At 71.3% G+C, this 17,241-nt stretch carries 14 protein-coding genes; 6 read left to right on the top strand and 8 right to left on the bottom strand.

Going from position 1 to position 17,241, the window contains the following annotated elements:
* Nucleotides 1-83 precede the first annotated feature (83 nt).
* The 6 genes from NON00_RS16130 to petA all read right to left on the bottom strand — a co-directional run bounded on the left by NON00_RS16130 (nucleotide 84) and on the right by petA (nucleotide 7,906).
* On the bottom strand, nucleotides 84-2,663 hold the full coding sequence (locus tag NON00_RS16130) for a TIGR02302 family protein (protein ID WP_305123387.1): 2,580 nt from the start codon (nucleotides 2,661-2,663) through the stop codon (nucleotides 84-86).
* Nucleotides 2,660-4,003 (bottom strand): diaminopimelate decarboxylase, encoded by a 1,344-nt coding sequence (gene lysA, locus NON00_RS16125; protein ID WP_256022968.1) that lies wholly within the window; start codon nucleotides 4,001-4,003, stop codon nucleotides 2,660-2,662. Before lysA ends, NON00_RS16130 begins: the two co-directional genes overlap by 4 nt.
* Nucleotides 4,004-4,191: 188 nt before the next feature.
* A complete protein-coding gene (locus NON00_RS16120; protein WP_256022967.1) occupies nucleotides 4,192-5,076 on the bottom strand; it encodes an S-methyl-5'-thioadenosine phosphorylase in 885 nt (294 codons plus the stop codon).
* A gap of 164 nt (nucleotides 5,077-5,240) precedes the next feature.
* Nucleotides 5,241-6,017 carry a cytochrome c1 gene (locus NON00_RS16115; RefSeq protein WP_256022970.1) on the bottom strand — a complete coding sequence of 259 codons (777 nt, stop codon included), beginning with the start codon at nucleotides 6,015-6,017 and terminating at the stop codon, nucleotides 5,241-5,243.
* Nucleotides 6,018-6,037: 20 nt separating this feature from the next.
* A complete protein-coding gene (locus NON00_RS16110) occupies nucleotides 6,038-7,309 on the bottom strand; it encodes a cytochrome b/b6 (protein WP_305123386.1) in 1,272 nt (423 codons plus the stop codon).
* Nucleotides 7,310-7,321: 12 nt separating this feature from the next.
* The gene (gene petA / locus NON00_RS16105) at nucleotides 7,322-7,906 is read right to left on the bottom strand and encodes a ubiquinol-cytochrome c reductase iron-sulfur subunit (RefSeq protein ID WP_256022966.1); all 585 of its coding nucleotides are present in this window, start codon (nucleotides 7,904-7,906) and stop codon (nucleotides 7,322-7,324) included.
* 252 nt (nucleotides 7,907-8,158) lie between these two features.
* Here petA and hemF point away from each other — a divergent pair, with 252 nt between their 5' ends.
* Entirely contained in the window at nucleotides 8,159-9,061 is a 903-nt protein-coding gene (gene hemF / locus NON00_RS16100) for an oxygen-dependent coproporphyrinogen oxidase (RefSeq protein ID WP_256022965.1), read from the top strand.
* A gap of 265 nt (nucleotides 9,062-9,326) precedes the next feature.
* Nucleotides 9,327-10,304 carry a tripartite tricarboxylate transporter substrate binding protein gene (locus tag NON00_RS16095; protein ID WP_256022964.1) on the top strand — a complete coding sequence of 326 codons (978 nt, stop codon included), beginning with the start codon at nucleotides 9,327-9,329 and terminating at the stop codon, nucleotides 10,302-10,304.
* Between the two features lie 256 nt (nucleotides 10,305-10,560).
* Here the strand turns inward: NON00_RS16095 and NON00_RS16090 are convergent, their stop codons facing one another.
* Together NON00_RS16090 and NON00_RS16085 are read right to left on the bottom strand one after the other, a co-directional pair.
* On the bottom strand, nucleotides 10,561-11,229 hold the full coding sequence (locus NON00_RS16090) for a tyrosine-protein phosphatase (protein WP_256022963.1): 669 nt from the start codon (nucleotides 11,227-11,229) through the stop codon (nucleotides 10,561-10,563).
* A gap of 71 nt (nucleotides 11,230-11,300) precedes the next feature.
* Nucleotides 11,301-12,464, bottom strand: a complete 1,164-nt coding sequence (locus NON00_RS16085) for a homoserine O-acetyltransferase (protein ID WP_370688727.1) — start codon at nucleotides 12,462-12,464, stop codon at nucleotides 11,301-11,303.
* 241 nt (nucleotides 12,465-12,705) lie between these two features.
* On the opposite strand from NON00_RS16085, the gene NON00_RS16080 reads away from it, so the two are divergent.
* The 4 genes from NON00_RS16080 (at nucleotide 12,706) to NON00_RS16065 (ending at nucleotide 17,154) form a co-directional block, all read left to right on the top strand.
* Nucleotides 12,706-13,545: a chorismate mutase gene (locus NON00_RS16080; protein WP_256022958.1), complete on the top strand. Its 840-nt coding sequence runs from the start codon at nucleotides 12,706-12,708 to the stop codon at nucleotides 13,543-13,545.
* A gap of 4 nt (nucleotides 13,546-13,549) precedes the next feature.
* A complete protein-coding gene (gene hisC, locus NON00_RS16075) occupies nucleotides 13,550-14,629 on the top strand; it encodes a histidinol-phosphate transaminase (RefSeq protein ID WP_256022956.1) in 1,080 nt (359 codons plus the stop codon).
* Nucleotides 14,622-15,509 carry a prephenate/arogenate dehydrogenase family protein gene (locus NON00_RS16070; protein WP_256022953.1) on the top strand — a complete coding sequence of 296 codons (888 nt, stop codon included), beginning with the start codon at nucleotides 14,622-14,624 and terminating at the stop codon, nucleotides 15,507-15,509. Before hisC ends, NON00_RS16070 begins: the two co-directional genes overlap by 8 nt.
* Before the next feature lie 340 nt (nucleotides 15,510-15,849).
* Complete coding sequence (locus NON00_RS16065; RefSeq protein WP_256022950.1) at nucleotides 15,850-17,154, top strand: MFS transporter; 1,305 nt, start codon at nucleotides 15,850-15,852, stop codon at nucleotides 17,152-17,154.
* Nucleotides 17,155-17,241: the final 87 nt, after the last annotated feature.

Here is a 17,241-nt window from a genome sequence, read left to right as displayed (position 1 = left end):
CCCCCCCCCCCCCCCCCCCCCCCCCCCCCCCCCCCCCCCCCCCCCCCCCCCCCCCCCCCCCCCCCCCCCCCCCCCCCCACCTGTCAAAAAGCGCGCAGCAGCCGGTCGATGTAATCCAGTTCCTGCACCGGCCGTTCCCGGTCCGCGCCCCGGCGGCGGAGTTCCTCCTGGATGCGGCGGCTGCGCAGCATCTCGGCTTCCTGGGGCACCTGGGTATCGCTGCCCTGGTCATTGGCGCCGGGGGCCTCGCGCGCCGGGCGGCCCAGCGGGTCACGCCCCTGCGCCTGCCCGGTCATGCGGTCCTGCCCCTGCTGCTGGCCCTGGCCGGGGCCGCCATTTTCCTGCGCCTGCCCCTGGCCCTCGCCTTCCCCCTCGCCCTGGCCGAACTGGCGCTGCATGGACTGCGCCATCTGCCGCCCGCCCTCCTGCAATTCGCGGATGGCCTCCTGCTGGTGCGGCACGGGGTTGCCGCCCTGGCCCAGCGCCTCCTGCGCCTGACGCATCGCCTGATCGGCGCGGCCCAGGGCATCGGGGATCTCGCCCGTCAGGTCGCCGAATTGCTGCATCAGCTCGCCCAGGGCCCGGCGCAGGGCGCGCTGCTGGCGGGCATCGCGCTGCGCCTCGGCGGCACGCTCACGCTCCGGCGCGGCCTGCTGGCCCTGCTGTTGCGGCTGGGGCCGGGGCGGGGCGCCGGGGCGGCGCTCCTGCGGGCGCGGCTGCGACTCGTCGCGCCGGTAGGCGCGGTCCAGCATCTCGCCCTGGCGCTGCACCATGTCCTGCACCGCGCCCATCTGCTGCTGGCCGCGCTGCTGTTGCTGCTGCTGGCGCTGGCTGTTGCGGTTGTTGGAGCCCTCGGGCCGCGCCGCCTGCCCCTGCTGGAGCGCATCCAGCATTTTTTCCAGTTCGGCCAGTTCCTGCTGCAGGCGGTCGGTGCGGCCTTCCCGCGCCGAATCCTGCATCTCCTGCGTCCGCCGCTCAAGCTCGCGCGGGTCGAGCATGCGCTGGCTGGGGTCGTAGGGCATGGCCTCGGCATTCTCCTGCCGCAGCCGCTCGGCCAGCGCCTCAAGGTGGCGCTGCACCGCCTCGCGCAGTTCCTGCACACGGCGTTCCAGCTCGGCGCGGGCCTCGGCACCGGGCGGGGTGCGCTCGGCCTGGGCCAGCGCCTCGCGCAGCGCCTCCCGCGCGGCGGCCAGGGCGCGGGCGGTGCGGTCCGTCCGCCCCTCCTCCAGCGCCACGGCGATCTGCCACATCAGCGCCTGCGACTCGGCCACCGCCTCCGGCCGCCGGTCGCGCACCAGCCGGTGCCGCGCCACGCGCAGCGCCAGGAAGGTCGTCAGGTCATTCTCAAAAGCCTCGGGCTTCGAGGCGATCTCGTCCAGCCCGTTGCGCGCCGCCTCCCGCGCCGCGGGATCGAGCGACAGGGTCTTGCGCAGGGCGATCAGCGCGCGGGCGACGGGGTGGTTGAAGCTGCGCTCCGGCAGCACCAGCCCGGCGGGGGTGGACCAGCCCTCCTGCTGCGCGCCATCGCGCGCCACGAGGCGGAGCTGCACCGGCAGCCCGGCCCAGGGATGCGCCGAGAGGTCGGGCTGCGCCACGCCGCGCATCTGGCGCGGATTGCCGCCGGGCAGGGGCAGGTCGAGCACCAGGGCCTCGCCCTCCGGCCGGGCGACGAGGCGCATCTCGGCGCGCAGGCCGGTGACGGCCCAATCATCCTCCGCCTTCCAGGGCAGGCGCAGGGCGGTGCCGCGCGGCGCGGCGCCGGGCGGCTCGGTGAAGGCGACCATCGGCGGCGCATCGGCCTGCACGCCGAAATTCCAGCCCGCCACCTCCTGCCCGTCGCGCCAGAGGGCGATGCGCATCCCCTGTTCCAGCACCGTCTCGGCGGCGTAGCTGCCGGCCTCCAGCACGCGCATCGGCGTGGCGGCGGCATCCAGCCGCATCTCCGGCACGCCGCCGCGCCCACCGGAGAGGGCGATCTGCAACCGGCTGCCCTGCGGCACGCTGAGGGTGCCGCCGGCGGGGTCGAGGAAAAGCGGCGCGGCGCCGGTATAGGCCGGCGGCGTCACCCAGGCTTCCAGCTTCAGCGCCGGGGTGGCCAGGGGCGCGGCGTGCAGGCTGGGCCAGAGGGCGCGGCGCAGGCGCTCCGGCCCGGCCTCCCCGCCGATCACCAGCGCGGCGGTGAGGGCCACCAGCAGCCCGGCGCGCAGGGCGCGCGGGTCGCGCGCCGCGAGGTTGGGGCGCGGCCTGCCGACACGCAGCCGCGCCAGCCCGGCCAGGGCGCGCGCCTGATGCGCCCGCCACAGCGCCAGCGTCGCCGGATCTTCCGTCACGGCATGGTCGCGCAGGGTGGAGAGGGGGCGGTGCTTCAGGCCGGTGGCGGCCTCGATGCGGCGTTCCGCCGCGGCATCGCCGGGCCAGGAGAAGCCGCGCGCCGCGCGCCAGAGGGCGGTGCCGAGCGCCCCGGCGAAGCCCGCCAGCAGCAGGAGGTGCAGCCAGGGCGGCAGCAGCGCCACCAGCCCGGACAGGGCCAGCACCAGGAACAGCCCGGCCACGCCGAGCACGGGCCAGAGGCGGGGCCAGAGGGCCTCCCACCCCAGGGCCCAGCGCGCGAGCCGCCGCCCGCGCGCCAGGCGACGGGCCAGCGGATCGCGCGGGTCCATCATGACGTCAGCCACTCCGGCAGGCGCTGATGCGCCAGGAGATCCTCAGGCGACTGCCGCGGACGGACGACGGCGAAGCGCGCGCCATCCACCAGCACTTCAGCCGCCAGAGGGCGGGCGTTGTAGGTGCTGCTCATGACCGCACCATAGGCACCCGCATCCAAAAAAGCGATGAACTCGCCGGGAGCCATCTCCGGCATGTCGCGGCCGCGGGCGAAGGTATCCCCCGTCTCGCAGACGGGGCCGACAATGTCGGCCGGGGAGAGCGGCGCGGCGTGGCGGGCGGGGTCCAGCGGCAGGATGCCGTGCCACGCCTCGTACATGGCCGGGCGGACGAGGTCGTTCATGGCGGCATCCGCCACCAGGAAGCGGCGGCCGCGCCCCTGCTTCTGCAGCACGATGCTGGCCAGCAGCACCCCGGCGGGGCCGGCGATCCAGCGCCCCGGCTCCAGCATCACCGGCAGGCCGAGCCCGCCCAGCGTGGCCTGGATGGCGCCCGCCAGCGCCTCCGGCGGCGGCGCGATCTCATCCCGGTAGGGGATGCCGAGGCCGCCACCGCAGTCGACGCGCTCGATCGGCAGGCCCTGGGCGCGGATCTCGCGCACCATCTCGGCCAGCCGGGCATAGGCGGCGCGGAAGGGGCCGACGCCCTCGGTGATCTGGCTGCCGATATGGGTGGCGATGCCGATGGGGCGGATGCCCGGCAGCGCCGCCATGCGGGCATAGAGCGGCAGCGCATCCTCATAGGCGATGCCGAACTTGTTCTCGGCCTTGCCCGTGGTGATCTTGGCGTGGGTCCTGGCGTCCACATCCGGGTTGACGCGCAGCGCCACCGGGGCCCGCACCCCCATCTCCTGCGCGATGGCGGAGATGACGGCGATTTCCTCGATGCTCTCGGCATTGAGCTGGTAGATGCCCTGGGCCAGGGCGAAGCGGATTTCCTCCGGCTTCTTGCCGACGCCGGAGAAGACCGTGGCGCTGGCGGGAATGCCGGCGGCCAGGGTGGCGCGCAGCTCGCCCACGCTGACGATATCCGCCCCCGCGCCCTCGGCGGCGAGGACGCGCAGCACGGCCTGGCTGTCATTGGCCTTGGTGGCGTAGTGGATGCCGGCGGTGAGCCCGGCCCCGGCCAGGGCATCGCGCAGCGCGCGGTAGCGGCGGCGCAGCGTGTCGGCGGAATAGACCCAGGTGGGGGTGCCGGCCTCCCGCGCGATGCGGGCCAGCGGCACCTCCTCCATCAGCAGCCCGTCATGGGCGTGCAGGGAGAGCGCCGGGCGGGCGGCGATCAGGTCGGCAAAGGAAGGATCGGCGCCCTGGGGCGCGAGAGGGAGCGGAGCGGCCATCCGCCGCTTTTACGGCGCGGCGCGCCACGGCGCCACGGTTCTCCGAGAGGGCGCCGCCCTCTCGGGCTCTCCCGCCGGGGTGGCACGGCCACCCCGGACCCCGCGATCTGCTGGCGCTTTCTGATGGCGGGGTCCGGGGGGACCCTGTCCCCCCGGCGGGGGCCAGGGGGCAGCGCCCCCTGCTTTTTTTATGCCTTGAGCACCCGCCCCGCGACGGCATCCAGCCTGGCCATCAGCGCCGGGTCGCGCTTCTCCGGCGGGGTGACGAGGGCGTATTCCAGCGCGCGGTCGCAGCCGGCCGGGCAGGCGCCGCGCGGCGCGCCCAGCATGGGCACCACGGTCTTCACCAGGGCCTTGGCGCGGTCGGCATTGGCCTGCATCACCTTCACCACCGCATCGACGGTGACGTGGTCGTGGTCCGGGTGCCAGCAGTCGAAATCCGTCACCATGGCGATGGTGGCGTAGCAAAGCTCCGCCTCGCGGGCGAGCTTGGCCTCCGGCATGTTGGTCATGCCGATCACGTCGCAGCCCCAGGCGCGATACAGCTCGCTCTCCGCCTTGGTGGAGAATTGCGGCCCTTCCATCACGAGATAGGTGCCGCCGCGCTTGTGCTTCAGCCCGATCTGGCGGGCCGCCGCCTCCGCCGCGTCGCCGAGGCGCGGGCAGACGGGATGCGCCACCGAGACATGCGCCACGCAGCCCGTCTCGAAGAAGGACTTCTGCCGGGCGAAGGTGCGGTCGATGAACTGGTCGACGATGACGAAGGTGCCCGGCGGCAGGTCGCCATTGAGCGAGCCGACGGCGGAGAGGGAGAGGATTTCCGTCACCCCCGCGCGCTTCAGCACATCGATATTGGCGCGGTAGTTCAGCGCCGAGGGGGGGATGCGGTGGCCGCGGCCATGGCGCGGCAGGAAGACGCACTTCACCCCGGCGAGGCGGCCGAAGAGCAGCTCATCCGAGGGCTCGCCCCAGGGGCTTTCGACGCGGCGCCATTCGCGCTCCTCCAGCCCGTCAATGTCATAGAGGCCGGAGCCGCCGATCAGGCCGATGACGGGCTCGATGATGTCGCTCATGGGATTGCTCGCTTGCAGGGGGCCGGCGCAGGCGGCCGTGGCAGATGGCCCGCCCCATACAGGAGAATGGCCGAAAAAGAAAAAGGGCCGCCCGGCGGGGCAGCCCTGTTTCCTGGTCACGGCCTTTCCTGGCCGCGGCGCCCCCCCGGCGGGGGGCGGCCGGTTCAATGCACGTCGGCCCAGACCTTGCGCTTCACCGCATAGGTGAGGCCGCCCAGGATGACGAGGAAGAGGATGACGCGCACGCCCATGGCGCGGCGCTGCTCCAGCTCCGGCTCCGCCGCCCAGGTGAGGAAGGTGGAGACGTCGCGCGCCATCTGGTCCACGGTGGCGCGGGTGCCATCGGCATACTGGAGCTGGCCGTCGCTGTTGATCGGCGGGGCCATGCCGATCTGATGGCCGGGGAAGTACTTGTTGTAGTGCATCCCCTCCATGACCGTGACGCCGGCCGGCGGGGGGTCCTGGTAGCCGGTGAGCAGGGCGTGGATGTAATCCGCCCCGCCGACGCGCGCCTTGGTGATGACCGAGAGATCCGGCGGCAGGGCGCCGTTGTTGGCGGCGCGGGCGGCGGCGTCATTGGCGAAGGGCTTGCGGAAGCGGTCCGAGGCGCGGCCGGGGCGCTCGAACATCTCGCCATTGTCGTTCGGGCCGTCCTGGATCTGGTAGGAGGCGGCGATGGCCGCGACCTCCGCCTCGCTCAGGCCGATATCGCGCAGGTTGCGGTAGGAGAGCAGCCGCAGCGAGTGGCAGGCGGCGCAGACCTCCTTATAGACCTGGAAACCGCGCTGCAGCTCGCCCCGGTCGAAGGTGCCGAAGACCCCGTCGAAGGAGAAGCGGGTATCGGGGATGCTGATATGGCCTTCCGCGGCCTGGGCGGCGGGCGCCGCCAGAAAGCCGAGGGAGAGGGCGGCCGCGAGGGCCGCCGCTTTCAGTTTCCGCATGGGCAGGGTGCGAACGGGCATTATGCCTTCTCCATCGGCTTGGCCGCGGCGCCGCCGGGCACGGGGCCGCCGCCACGCAGCACGGCCTTGGCGATGCTCTCGGGCAGCGGCAGGGGCCGCTCGACCTTCGCCAGCAGGGGGAGGATCACCAGGAAATAGGCGAAGTAATAGGCCGTCGCCAGGCGGGAGATGGTGACGTAAGGCTCCTCGGCCGGCATGCCACCGCAATACATGAGGACGAAGAAGTTCACCGTCCACAGCAGGAAGGCCCATTTGGCGATCGGGCGGAAGCGCATGGAACGCACCGGCGAGCGGTCGAGCCAGGGCAGCACGAAGAGGACGGCGATGGCGCCGAACATCATCAGCACGCCGCCGAGCTTGTTCGGGACGGCGCGGAGGATGGCGTAGAAGGGCAGGAAGTACCACTCGGGCACGATATGCGCCGGCGTCACCAGCGGGTTGGCCGGGATGTAGTTGTCCGGGTGGCCGAGGTAGTTGGGCGCGAAGAAGACCAGCACCGCGAAGACGATCAGGTAGACGACGATGCCGACGCTGTCCTTCACCGTGTAGTAGGGGTGGAAGGGAAGCGTGTCCTGCGGCCCCTTCGGCTCGATGCCGAGCGGGTTGTTGGAGCCCGTGATGTGCAGCGCGGCGACATGCAGGAAGACCACGCCGAAGATCACGAAGGGCAGCAGGTAGTGCAGGCTGAAGAAGCGGTTGAGCGTCGGGTTGTCGACGCTGAAGCCGCCCCAGAGCAGCGTGACGATGGCATTGCCCACCACCGGGATGGCGGAGAACAGGTTGGTGATGACGGTGGCGCCCCAGAAGGACATCTGGCCCCAGGGCAGCACGTAGCCCATGAAGGCGGTGGCCATCATCAGCAGGAAGATGACGACGCCGAGGATCCAGAGCAGCTCACGCGGCGCCTTGTAGGAGCCGTAATACATGCCGCGCCAGACATGGACGAGGACCACGATGAAGAACATCGAGGCGCCGTTCATGTGCACATAGCGGATGAGCCAGCCGTAATTCACGTCGCGCATGATGCGCTCGACGCTCTCGAAGGCGAGCGCGGTGTGCGGCGTGTAGTTCATCACCAGGAAGATGCCGGTGGCGATCATGATCACGAGGTTGATCATGGCCAGCGCGCCGAAATTCCAGAAGTAGTTGAAATTCCGCGGCGTCGGGAAGGTGCCATACTCTTTCTGGAGCATGGTGAAGACCGGCATGCGCTGGTCGATCCAACGCACCACCGGGTTCGTGAAGCTGCTGTCGTGCAGGCCGGATGCCATGGGGTGCGGTCCTCAGCCGATGCGGATCTGGGTGTCGGACGTGAAGGCGTAGTCCGGCACGGCAAGGTTCGACGGCGCCGGCCCGCGACGGATGCGCCCCGAGGTGTCGTAGTGGCTGCCGTGGCAGGGGCAGAACCAGCCACCGAAATCGCCGCGCGCGTCGGTCGGCTTCTGGCCGAGCGGCACGCAGCCCAGGTGGGTGCAGACGCCGAGCACCACCAGCCAGGGCTCGCGCTGGATGCGCGCGCTGTCCGGCTGCGGGTCGCGCAGCTCACCGAGCGGCACGGCCTTGGCCTCCTGGATCTCGGCCGCCGTGCGGTGGCGGACGAAGACCGGCTTGCCACGCCACATTACGGTGACGGCCTGGCCCTCGGCGATGTGCGAGAGGGGCACATCGGTGCTGGCCAGCGCGAGCACATCCTTCGCCGGGTTCATCGAGTGGATGAAGGGCCAGACGATGGCGCCCACGCCGACCGCCGCGAAGGAGCCCGCCACCAGTTTCAGAAAGTCGCGTTTGGTCCCTTCGGGCCCATGGTCGCCTTCCCCCAGGGTATTGCCCGTGTTGGGGGAGCTGCTCGGCGCAAGCGTCTCGGCCATGCCTCATCGTCCCTTTTGGCGGCCGACCCGGTACCTGGCAGGCAGGCCGGCCGCTGATCATTGTCCGCGGATGCGGAGACGCCGGGCACGCGCGAAGCCGCGCCATTTTGCCCTGCGCCGGCGCCATATAAAGGCAGCTTCATCAGAGTGGCAATCGCAACGGTCGCCACCTTGCGACTTCAAGCGCGGTTGCGGCCCGGCGGCCACCACGCTAGCGCCCTTCCGCCCTTTCGCCGCAGGACCGCGCCGCCCATGCCCGAGACCGATCCAAAAACCGATCCCATCGGCCATCCCCTGGCTGATTCCGCCCGCGCCTGGTTCGAATCGCTGCGGGACCGCCTCTGCGCGGCCTTCGAATCGATTGAGGACGCGCTGGAATCCGGCCCCCATGCCACCCTCCCCCCCGGCCGCTTCCAGCGCTCCGCCTGGGAACGCCCGGGCGGCGGCGGCGGGGTCATGTCCGTCATGAAGGGCCGGGTGTTTGAGAAGGTGGGCGTCAACGTCTCCACCGTCTGGGGCGAGTTCAGCCCGGAATTCCGCCGCCAGATCCCGGGCGCCGAGGAAGACCCGCGCTTCCTCGCCACCGGCGTCTCCCTCGTCGCCCATATGCGCTCCCCCCGCGTGCCGGCGGCGCATATGAACACGCGCTTCATCACCACCCGCCGCGCCTGGTTCGGCGGCGGCGGCGATATCACCCCCATGGCCATGGACGCACCCGAGTCGCGCGAGGACGCGGCGCGCTTCCACGCCGCCTTCCAGGCCGCCTGCGACCGCCACGACCCCGCCTACTACCCGCGCTTCAAGGCGTGGTGCGACGAATATTTCTTTCTGCCCCACCGCGGCGAGCCGCGCGGCCTCGGCGGCATCTTCTATGACTGGCTGGGGCGCGACGAACCGGGCGGCGAGCAGCTCCCCCGCCACTTCGCCTTCACCCGCGACGTGGGCGAGGCCTTCCTGGAAGCCTACCCGGCCATCATCCGCCAGCGCATGCACGAACCCTGGACCGAAGCCGAGCGCGAGCACCAGCTCATCCGCCGTGGCCGCTATGTCGAGTTCAACCTGCTGCACGACCGCGGCACCCTCTTCGGCCTCAAGACCGGCGGCAATACCGAGGCCATCCTCATGTCCATGCCGCCGGAAGTACGCTGGCCGTGAAAGGGAAAAATTCCTTTAAAAGGGGAAGGGTTCTTTTTTAGAAAAAAAGAACCAAAAAACTTTTTCCAGCTTGGCGTCCCGCCTCAGGCCCGAAGTGGGACGCCAGACGGAAAAAGTCTTTTTGCTTCTTTTTCTTCAGAAAAAGAAGATTTTTACGCAAAATTCAAAAATTTCCCGAAAACATCACATTCTGTGGCGCCACCGCCCAGGCTTGGGCATCCTCCCCAGGTCCCTCACCGGACCAAAGAACACGAGGATTCGCCCAATGACCACCCGCCGCGCCCTGCTGGGGGCTGCCCTGGCCATGCCCGCCCTCATGCCTGCCGCCCGCGCCCAGGCGAACTGGCCGGAACGCGCCTTCCGCATCATCGTCCCCTACCCGCCCGCCGGCTCCACCGATGTGCTGACGCGCCTGCTGGCGGAGCGGCTGCAACCGCTGCTGGGGCAGACCATCATCGTCGAGAACCGGCCCGGCGCCGGCGGTAATATCGGTATGGACGCCGTGGCCAAGGCCACGCCCGATGGCTACACCTTCGCCGCCGCCACGGTCGGCCACTTCGCCATCAACCAATATCTCTACAGCCGCATGTCGTGGGACATCGACCGCGACTTCCTGCCCGTGGCGCTGACCTGGGAATTCCCCAATGTCGTGGTCGTGCCCACCCAGCACGTCCCGGCCCGGACCCTGGCCGAATTCATCGCCTGGGCGAAGGAAAAGCGCGGCGGCGTCTCCTTCGGCTCGCCCGGCGTCGGCACCTCGCCGCATCTCTCGGGCGAGATCTTCCGCAGCCGCCTCGGGCTGGATGCCACCCACGTCCCCTTCCGCGGCGCGGCGCAGACCATCCCCGCCATGCTGGCCGGCGATGTCACCTTCGCCATCGACAACCTGGCCTCCTACCTCCCGGTCATCCAGGAAGGCCGGATGCGGGCGCTCGCCGTGACCAGCGCCCAGCGCTGGCCCAGCCTGCCCGACATCCCCACTATGGCCGAGGCCGGGGTGGCGGATTTCGTCATCACCTCCTGGGGCGCCTTCGTGGCCCCCGCCGCCACGCCACGCCCCATCGTGGACCGCTTCAACGCCGCCCTGCGGCAGGTCACCGACGACCCCGCCCTGCGGCAGCGCTTCCTCCAGGCCGGCGCCACCCCCCTGTGGTCCACCCCGGAAGACGCCATCACCCGCGGCAAGGCCGAACGCCCCATGTGGCACGCCGCCGTCCAGACCTCCGGCGCCCGCTCCGATTAGTTTTTCAGCTTCCGGTCATGGCTCAGACGACGGCCGCGGCACTGGGCCGGGGGTGTTCCGGCCCAGGGGAGCTTTTTTTCAGCTGCCGGTCACGGCTCAGACGGCGGCCGCGCTCCTTCACCGGGCCACTCCGGCCCAGGGCAGCTTTTTTTCAGCTGCCGGTCATGGCTCAGACGGCGGCCGCGCTCCTTCACCGGGCCACTCCGGCCCAGGGCGGCGGCCCGCTTCTCCACCAGACGGCGGCAGCCCGAAAGAATCATTCGCGGCGGAGGAGGGAGTCGGTGATTCGGTCGGCCCAGGGTTGGCTGCGGAAGCTGTGGCGGAGGCGGTCTTCGTCGTAGTCCTCGCGCAGCCAGTCGAGGATGGGCTTGGGGCCGTGGGCCTTCTGGAAGGCGGCGTAGTCGCGGAAGAAGGCGTCGAGGATGCCGGTCTTGCTGGCGGAGAGGTGGCCGTGGCGCAGGGTGAGCTGGCGCAGGGCCTCTTCCACCGGCTGGCCTTGCAGCAGCAGCCAGAAGCCGGCGGCGAGGCCGGTGCGGTCGGCGCCGGATTTGCAGTGGATCAGCACCGGCTCGGGCAGGCTGGCGAACAGGCCGGCCAGGCGCAGCAGGCGGTCCAGGTGCGGGGCGCCGCGGCTTTCCAGCGGGGCGTCCACATGGTTGAGGCCAAGCTCGGCGGCCATGGCGCGGCCCAGCGCGTCGGAGCCGCAATTCTCCCGCAGGCCGCGCAGGTTGACGATGCTGCGGATGCCGGCCTGGCGCACGGCGCGGCGGATCTGCCAGGGGCTCGGGTGGTTGGAGCGGTAGAGCCGCCCCGGCGCCACCACCCCCCAGTTGCGCCAGCCCAGCCGCAGCACCGCGTGGTCCACGAACAGGCTGTTGATCCAGGCGGCGCGCCGCCCGGCGGAAGTGCTGAGGTCCTGCGCCATGGCGGGGGGTATGGCCCACCCCTCCCCCTGCCGCAATCTCCTTTGCGGCGGCGGGGCGGCGGGGCGGGCGGCTAGACGCCGAGCTTCGAGGCCGCGCCGCGCAGGAAGCCGCCCAGCGCCGCGTGGAATTCCGGCTCGTCGAGCAGGAAGGCGTCATGCCCCTTGTCGGAGGTGATCTCGACGAAGGACACCTTGGCCGCAGCGGCGTTGAGGGCGCGCACCAGGGTGCGGCTCTCGCTGGTGGGGAAGAGCCAGTCCGAAGAAAAACTGGCGACGAAGAAGCGCGTGGTGGTGCCGTGGAAGGCGGCGGCGAGGTCGCCCCCCGCCTCGGCGGCGAGGTCGAAGTAATCCACCGCGCGGGTGATGGTCAGGTAGGAATTGGCATCGAAGCGGCGGGTGAAGCTGCTGCCCTGGTGGCGCAGGTAGCTTTCCACCTCGAACACGTCCTCCAGGAAGGTCAGCGCCGGGGCGCCGCGCAGGCGGCGGCCGAATTTGCGGTTCAGCGCCTCCTCCGAGAGATAGGTGATATGCGCCACCATGCGCGCGACGGAGAGGCCCTTGGCCGGGATCAGCCCCGGCACCTCCCAGTAGCGGCCGCCGCGCCAGTCCGGGTCGGCGTGGATGGCGGCGCGGCCCACCTCGTGGAAGGCGATGTTCTGCGCGCTGTGGTGCGTCGCCGTGGCGATCGGGGCGCAGGCATGGACCATCTCGGGATAGGTCGCGGCCCATTCCAGCGCCTGCATGCCGCCCATCGAGCCGCCGACCACGGCCAGCAGGCGCTCGATGCCGAAATACTCCCGCACCAGCTTGTGCTGGGCGCGCACCATGTCGCGGATGGTGATGTTGGGAAAATCCGTACCCCAGAGATGGGGAAAGGGGCGCGGCGCGCCATCGGAGACGGGCATCGGCTCGCGCGGGCCGGTGGTGCCCATGCAGCCGCCCAGCACGTTGGAGCAGATGATGAAATAGCGGTCCGTATCGAGCGGCAGGCCCGGCCCGACAATGGCCTGCCACCAGCCGGGCCGGCCGGTCAGCGGGTGGCGCTCGGCCAGGTACTGGTCGCCGGTCAGGGCGTGGCAGACCAGGATGGCGTTGCTGCGCGCCGCGTTCAGCGTGCCGTAGGTGCAGTAGGCGACATCGAGCGGCGCGACCACGGCGCCGCAGTCCAGCGCCACGCCCTCGGGGAAATGGGCGCGCCGGTGCGCCACCTCGGCAGGGGGGGGAGCTTCGGTCACGGTGGGCTTGGCCTCGGTCATCGGGCGGGCAGGAATAGGCGCGTGGCGCGCCGAGGTCCACCATCCCGTGTGGCTTGGCGCGTGTGCATGGCGCAGGGCGCGGGGACGCGGGGGGCGGAGGCCCGCGCGGCCTCCCCTTCCCGCCCCCTCTTCCCGCCCCCTCTTCCCGCGCCGATCGTCGGGCAGGCGGCGTCGATGGCTTGGCGGCGGGGCCACACCGCTTTATTGCTGCCTGCACGCCATGCCCGACCAATCCCCCCCCGACCTGGCCACCCTGCGCGCGGAGATCGACCGGATCGACGACGCGCTGCACGACCTGCTGATGCGCCGCGCCGATATCGTGGCGCGCATGGCGGCCAGCCGCGTGAAGGGCACCGCGCCCACCTTCCGCCCCGGGCGGGAGGCGCTGATCCTGCGCCGCCTGCTCGGCCGCAATGCCGGCGCCCTGGCGCGCCCGGCCATCGTGCGGCTGTGGCGCGAGATCATCGCCGCCTCGCTGGCCCAGCAGGGCCATTTCACCGTCGCCGCCCAGGGCGGCGCGGCACAGAATGGCGAGCCGGCGCAGGACGCCATGGCCCGCCTCGCCCGTGGCCATTTCGGCCTGCTGACACCGCTGAAGCTGCACCCCACCCCCTCCCGCGTGCTGGCCAGCGTGGCCCAGGGCGAGGCCGCCGTGGCCGTCCTCCCCGCCCCGCAGGAGGGCGAGCGCCCGGAAGCCGCCTGGTGGACCCAGCTGGAGACGCCGCGGCTGCGCGTCGTGGCGGCGCTGCCCTTCCTCTCCCCGCGCGGGGAGGCGCCGCTGGCCTATGCCGTGGCGCCGCTCGTGGCCGATGCCACGGGGCGGGACCGCAGCCTGCTCCGCCTGGAGCCGACGCCGGAGCAGACCCGCCCGCGCATCGCCGCCGCCCTCGCCGCCGCCGGCCTCGCCCCGCGCTGGCTGATCCGCCGTGACGCCCCCAACCCCATGGCCCTGGCCGAGGTGGATGGCTTCCTGGAGGAGGGCGACCCACGCCTCGCCATCCTGCCCTTCCAACGCCTGCAGATCCTCGGCGCCTATGCCGAGCCCGAGCCGGAAGAATAAGCCGATGACCGTGCTGCCGCGCCCCTCCATCCTCTCGATCGAGCCCTATGTCGGGGGCGAGTCGAAGCTTCCGGGGGTGAACCGGATCGTCAAGCTCTCCTCCAACGAGGGCGCCTTCGGCCCCCCCCCGGCGGCGGTGGAGGCGATCACCCAGGCAGCGCTCAAGGCCCATCGCTACCCCGATGGCGGCGCCACCGCGCTGCGCGAGGCGATCGGCGCCCATTGGGGGCTCGACCCCGCCCGCATCGTCTGCGGCAATGGCTCGGATGAGCTGATCGGCCATCTCTGCCTCGCCTATGGCGGCGAGGGCACCGAGATCATCATGTCCGCCTATGGCTTCATGATGTACGACATCGCCGGGCGCTATGCCGGCTCACGCGTGCTGAAGGTGGCGGAGCGCGGCGGGCTGGCCGATGTGGACGCCATGCTGGCCGCCGTCGGCCCGCGCACGCGCATCGTCTTCCTCACCAACCCCAACAACCCGACCGGCGCCCTGCTGCCCGAGGCCGAGATGCGCCGCCTGCGCGCCGGGCTGCGCGGGGATATCCTCCTCGTCATCGACAGCGCCTATGCCGAATACGTCACCGAGCCCTCCTATGACCCGGGCACGGCGCTGGCGGACGCCACGGACAACACGATCATGCTGCGCACCTTCAGCAAGATCTTCGGCCTGGGCGGCATGCGCATCGGCTGGGGCTATGGCGCGCCGGCGATCATCGAGACGCTGAACCGCGTGCGCGGGCCCTTCAACGTCGCCTCCGCCAGCCAGGCCGCCGCCATCGGCGCCCTGGCCGAGCCGGGCTGGGTGGCGAAGGGCGCCGCCCACAACACCGAATGGCGCGCCAAGGTGGCCGCCGCCTTCACCGCCGCCGGCTTCACCGTGGCGCCGAGCCAGACCAACTTCCTGATGGTCGATTTCGGCTCGCCCGAGGCGGCGAAGGCGGTGGACGCCACCATGAAGGCGCGTGGGCTGATCCTGCGCGGCCTCGGCGGCTATGGCCTGCCCGCCTGCCTGCGCGTCACCATCGGCAATGCCGAGGAATGCCAGATGGTGATCGACGCCATCACCGCCCATCGTGGCTGAGCCGCTCTTCCGGCGGCTCTGCCTGATCGGCCTCGGGCTGATCGGCTCCTCCCTGGCGCGGCTGGCCCGCGAGCGCGGCGACATCGCCGCCACCCTCGTCGCCTGCGACACCAGCCCGGAGGTCGCCGCCCGCGTCGCCGAACTCGGCCTCGCCGATGCCGTGGAGACCGACCCGGCCCGCGCCGTCGCGGGCTGTGACGGCGTCATCCTCTGCACCCCCGTCGGCCGCTTCGGCGCGGTGATGGCGCGGATCGCCCCGCACCTCGCCCCCGGCTGCCTGCTGAGCGATGTCGGCTCCACCAAGGGCTCCGTGCTGCGCGACCTGCTGCCGCTGCTGCCGCAGGGGGTGCACCTCGTCCCCGGCCACCCGATGGCGGGCACCGAGCATTCCGGCCCCGATGCCGGCTTCGCCACGCTCTTCCAGGGCCGCTACGTCATCCTCACCCCCGTCGAGGGCGGCGATGCGGCGGCCCAGGAAAAACTCTCCGAGATGTGGCGCCGCGCCGGCGCCATGATCGAGACGATGGACGCCGCCACCCATGACAAGGTGGTGGCCATCGTCTCCCACCTGCCGCACCTGATCGCCTTCACCATCTGCTCGACGGCCGATGACCTGGCGCAGGAAACGCGCGAGCAGGTGCTGAAATTCGCCGCCTCCGGCTTCCGCGACTTCACCCGCATCGCCGCCAGCGACGTGGATATGTGGCGCGACGTCTTCCTCAACAATCGCGAGGCGCTGCTGGAAATGCTGGCGCGCTTCTCGGAGGACGCCCACGCCCTCGGCCGCGCCGTGCGCTGGGGCGAGGCCGGCTTCATCGAGGACCGCATCCGCCGCGGCCGCAAGATCCGCCGCGGTCTGATCGAGCTGAAGCAGGCCTGAGAGGGGCAAAGCCCCCCATTCTTTCCCCTGGGCAGGGGATCGTATCCCCTGCACCCGCCTTCCGTTGGTGCTTTTACGGATGGGTTTCCAAAGGCCTCAGGCCTTTGGTGGGGAGAGTTTGAGAGGGGCGAAGCCCCTCTCAAGAGCAGGCGATCGGTTTTCAAACGGTCTCTGGGGCCTTTGGCAACCCATCCGTGGGCGCCACCCCCTGGCCTGCGCTTGCTGCAGGGCAGCATCCACCATTCATGCCACGACAGCGCGGGGGCGCGACCTAAAATTGCCGCCTTCCCCCGGCACCGCGCAATGAACCGCCGTGCCTCCGACCCGATGGCGGAACCTCATGACCCGACCCAGTGCGACACCCCTCTCCCCCGGCCTGACGCGGCAGGACATCCGCACCCTCGTCCTGGCCTCGCTCGGCGGCGCGCTGGAGTTCTACGACTTCATCATCTTCGTCTTCTTCGCCGCCGCCATCGGCCACCTCTTCTTCCCGTCCTCGATGCCGGACTGGCTGCAGACGGTGCAGACCTTCGGCATCTTCGCCGCCGGCTACCTGGCCCGCCCGCTCGGCGGCATGATCATGGCGCATTTCGGCGACAAGATCGGCCGCAAGCGCATGTTCACCCTCAGCGTCTTCCTGATGGCGGTGCCCACGCTGCTGATCGGCCTGACGCCCACCTATGAGACCATCGGCTATGCCGCGCCGCTGCTGCTGCTGCTGTTCCGCATGATGCAGGGCGCGGCCATCGGCGGCGAGGCGCCGGGCGCCTGGGTCTTCGTGGCCGAGCACGTCCCCGCCCACCGCATGGGGCTGGCCGTCGGCCTGCTCACCGGCGGACTGACCGGCGGCATCCTGCTCGGCTCGCTGATGGCCACCGCCATCAACATGGCCTTCACCCCGGCCGAGGTCGCCGGCTACGCTTGGCGCATCCCCTTCCTGGCCGGCGGCGTCTTCGGCCTGATGGCGATGTATCTGCGCCGCTGGCTGCACGAGACCCCGATCTTCGAGGAAATGCGCCGCCGCGCCGAGCTGGTGCGCGACCTGCCCATCAAGGCCGTGCTGCGCGGCCATGGCCGCGCCGTCATCATCTCCATGCTGATGACCTGGATGCTCACCGCCGGCATCGTCGTGCTGATCCTGATGACGCCGCCGCTGATGCAGAAGCTCTACGCCATCCCGGCGACGCAGACCCTGGTGGCCAGCATCGCCGCGACCCTCACCCTCACCCTCTGCGCCATGCTGACCGGCGCGGCGCTGGACCGCTTCGGCGCGAAGCCGGTGATGCTGGTGGGCGGGCCAGCGCTGATCCTCTCCGCCTATGCCCTCTGGGCCGGCACGGCGGCCGATAGCGGCCTGCTGCTGCCGCTGCACGCCCTGGCCGGCGCCTGCGTCGGGCTGATCACCATCGTGCCCTACATCATGGTGCGCGCCTTCCCGCCGGCCATCCGCTTCAGCGGCATCTCCTTCGCCTACAACATGGCCTATGCCGTCTTCGGCGGCATCACGCCCCCGGCCGTCTCGCTGATGCTGGCGGCCGACCGCATGGCGCCGGCGCATTACGTCGCGGCGGTCACGGGGGTGGCCATCATCACCGTCGTGGCACAGGCGGGGCGCCTGCGGCGGCTGGCGGTTCAGGCGGCCTGATTCAGGTCAAAAAAGCGGGGGGGGCGCCCCCCCCCCCCCCCCCGGGGGGGGCCCCCCCCCCCCCCCCCCCGCGGGGGTTTGGGCCGT

It is taken from the genome of Roseomonas sp. GC11 (genome assembly GCF_024437745.1).
Classification (GTDB): Bacteria; Pseudomonadota; Alphaproteobacteria; order Acetobacterales; family Acetobacteraceae; genus Pseudoroseomonas.
The sequence above is the reverse complement of the archived record's forward strand: the minus strand, read 5'-3'. Positions and strand labels throughout refer to the sequence as shown.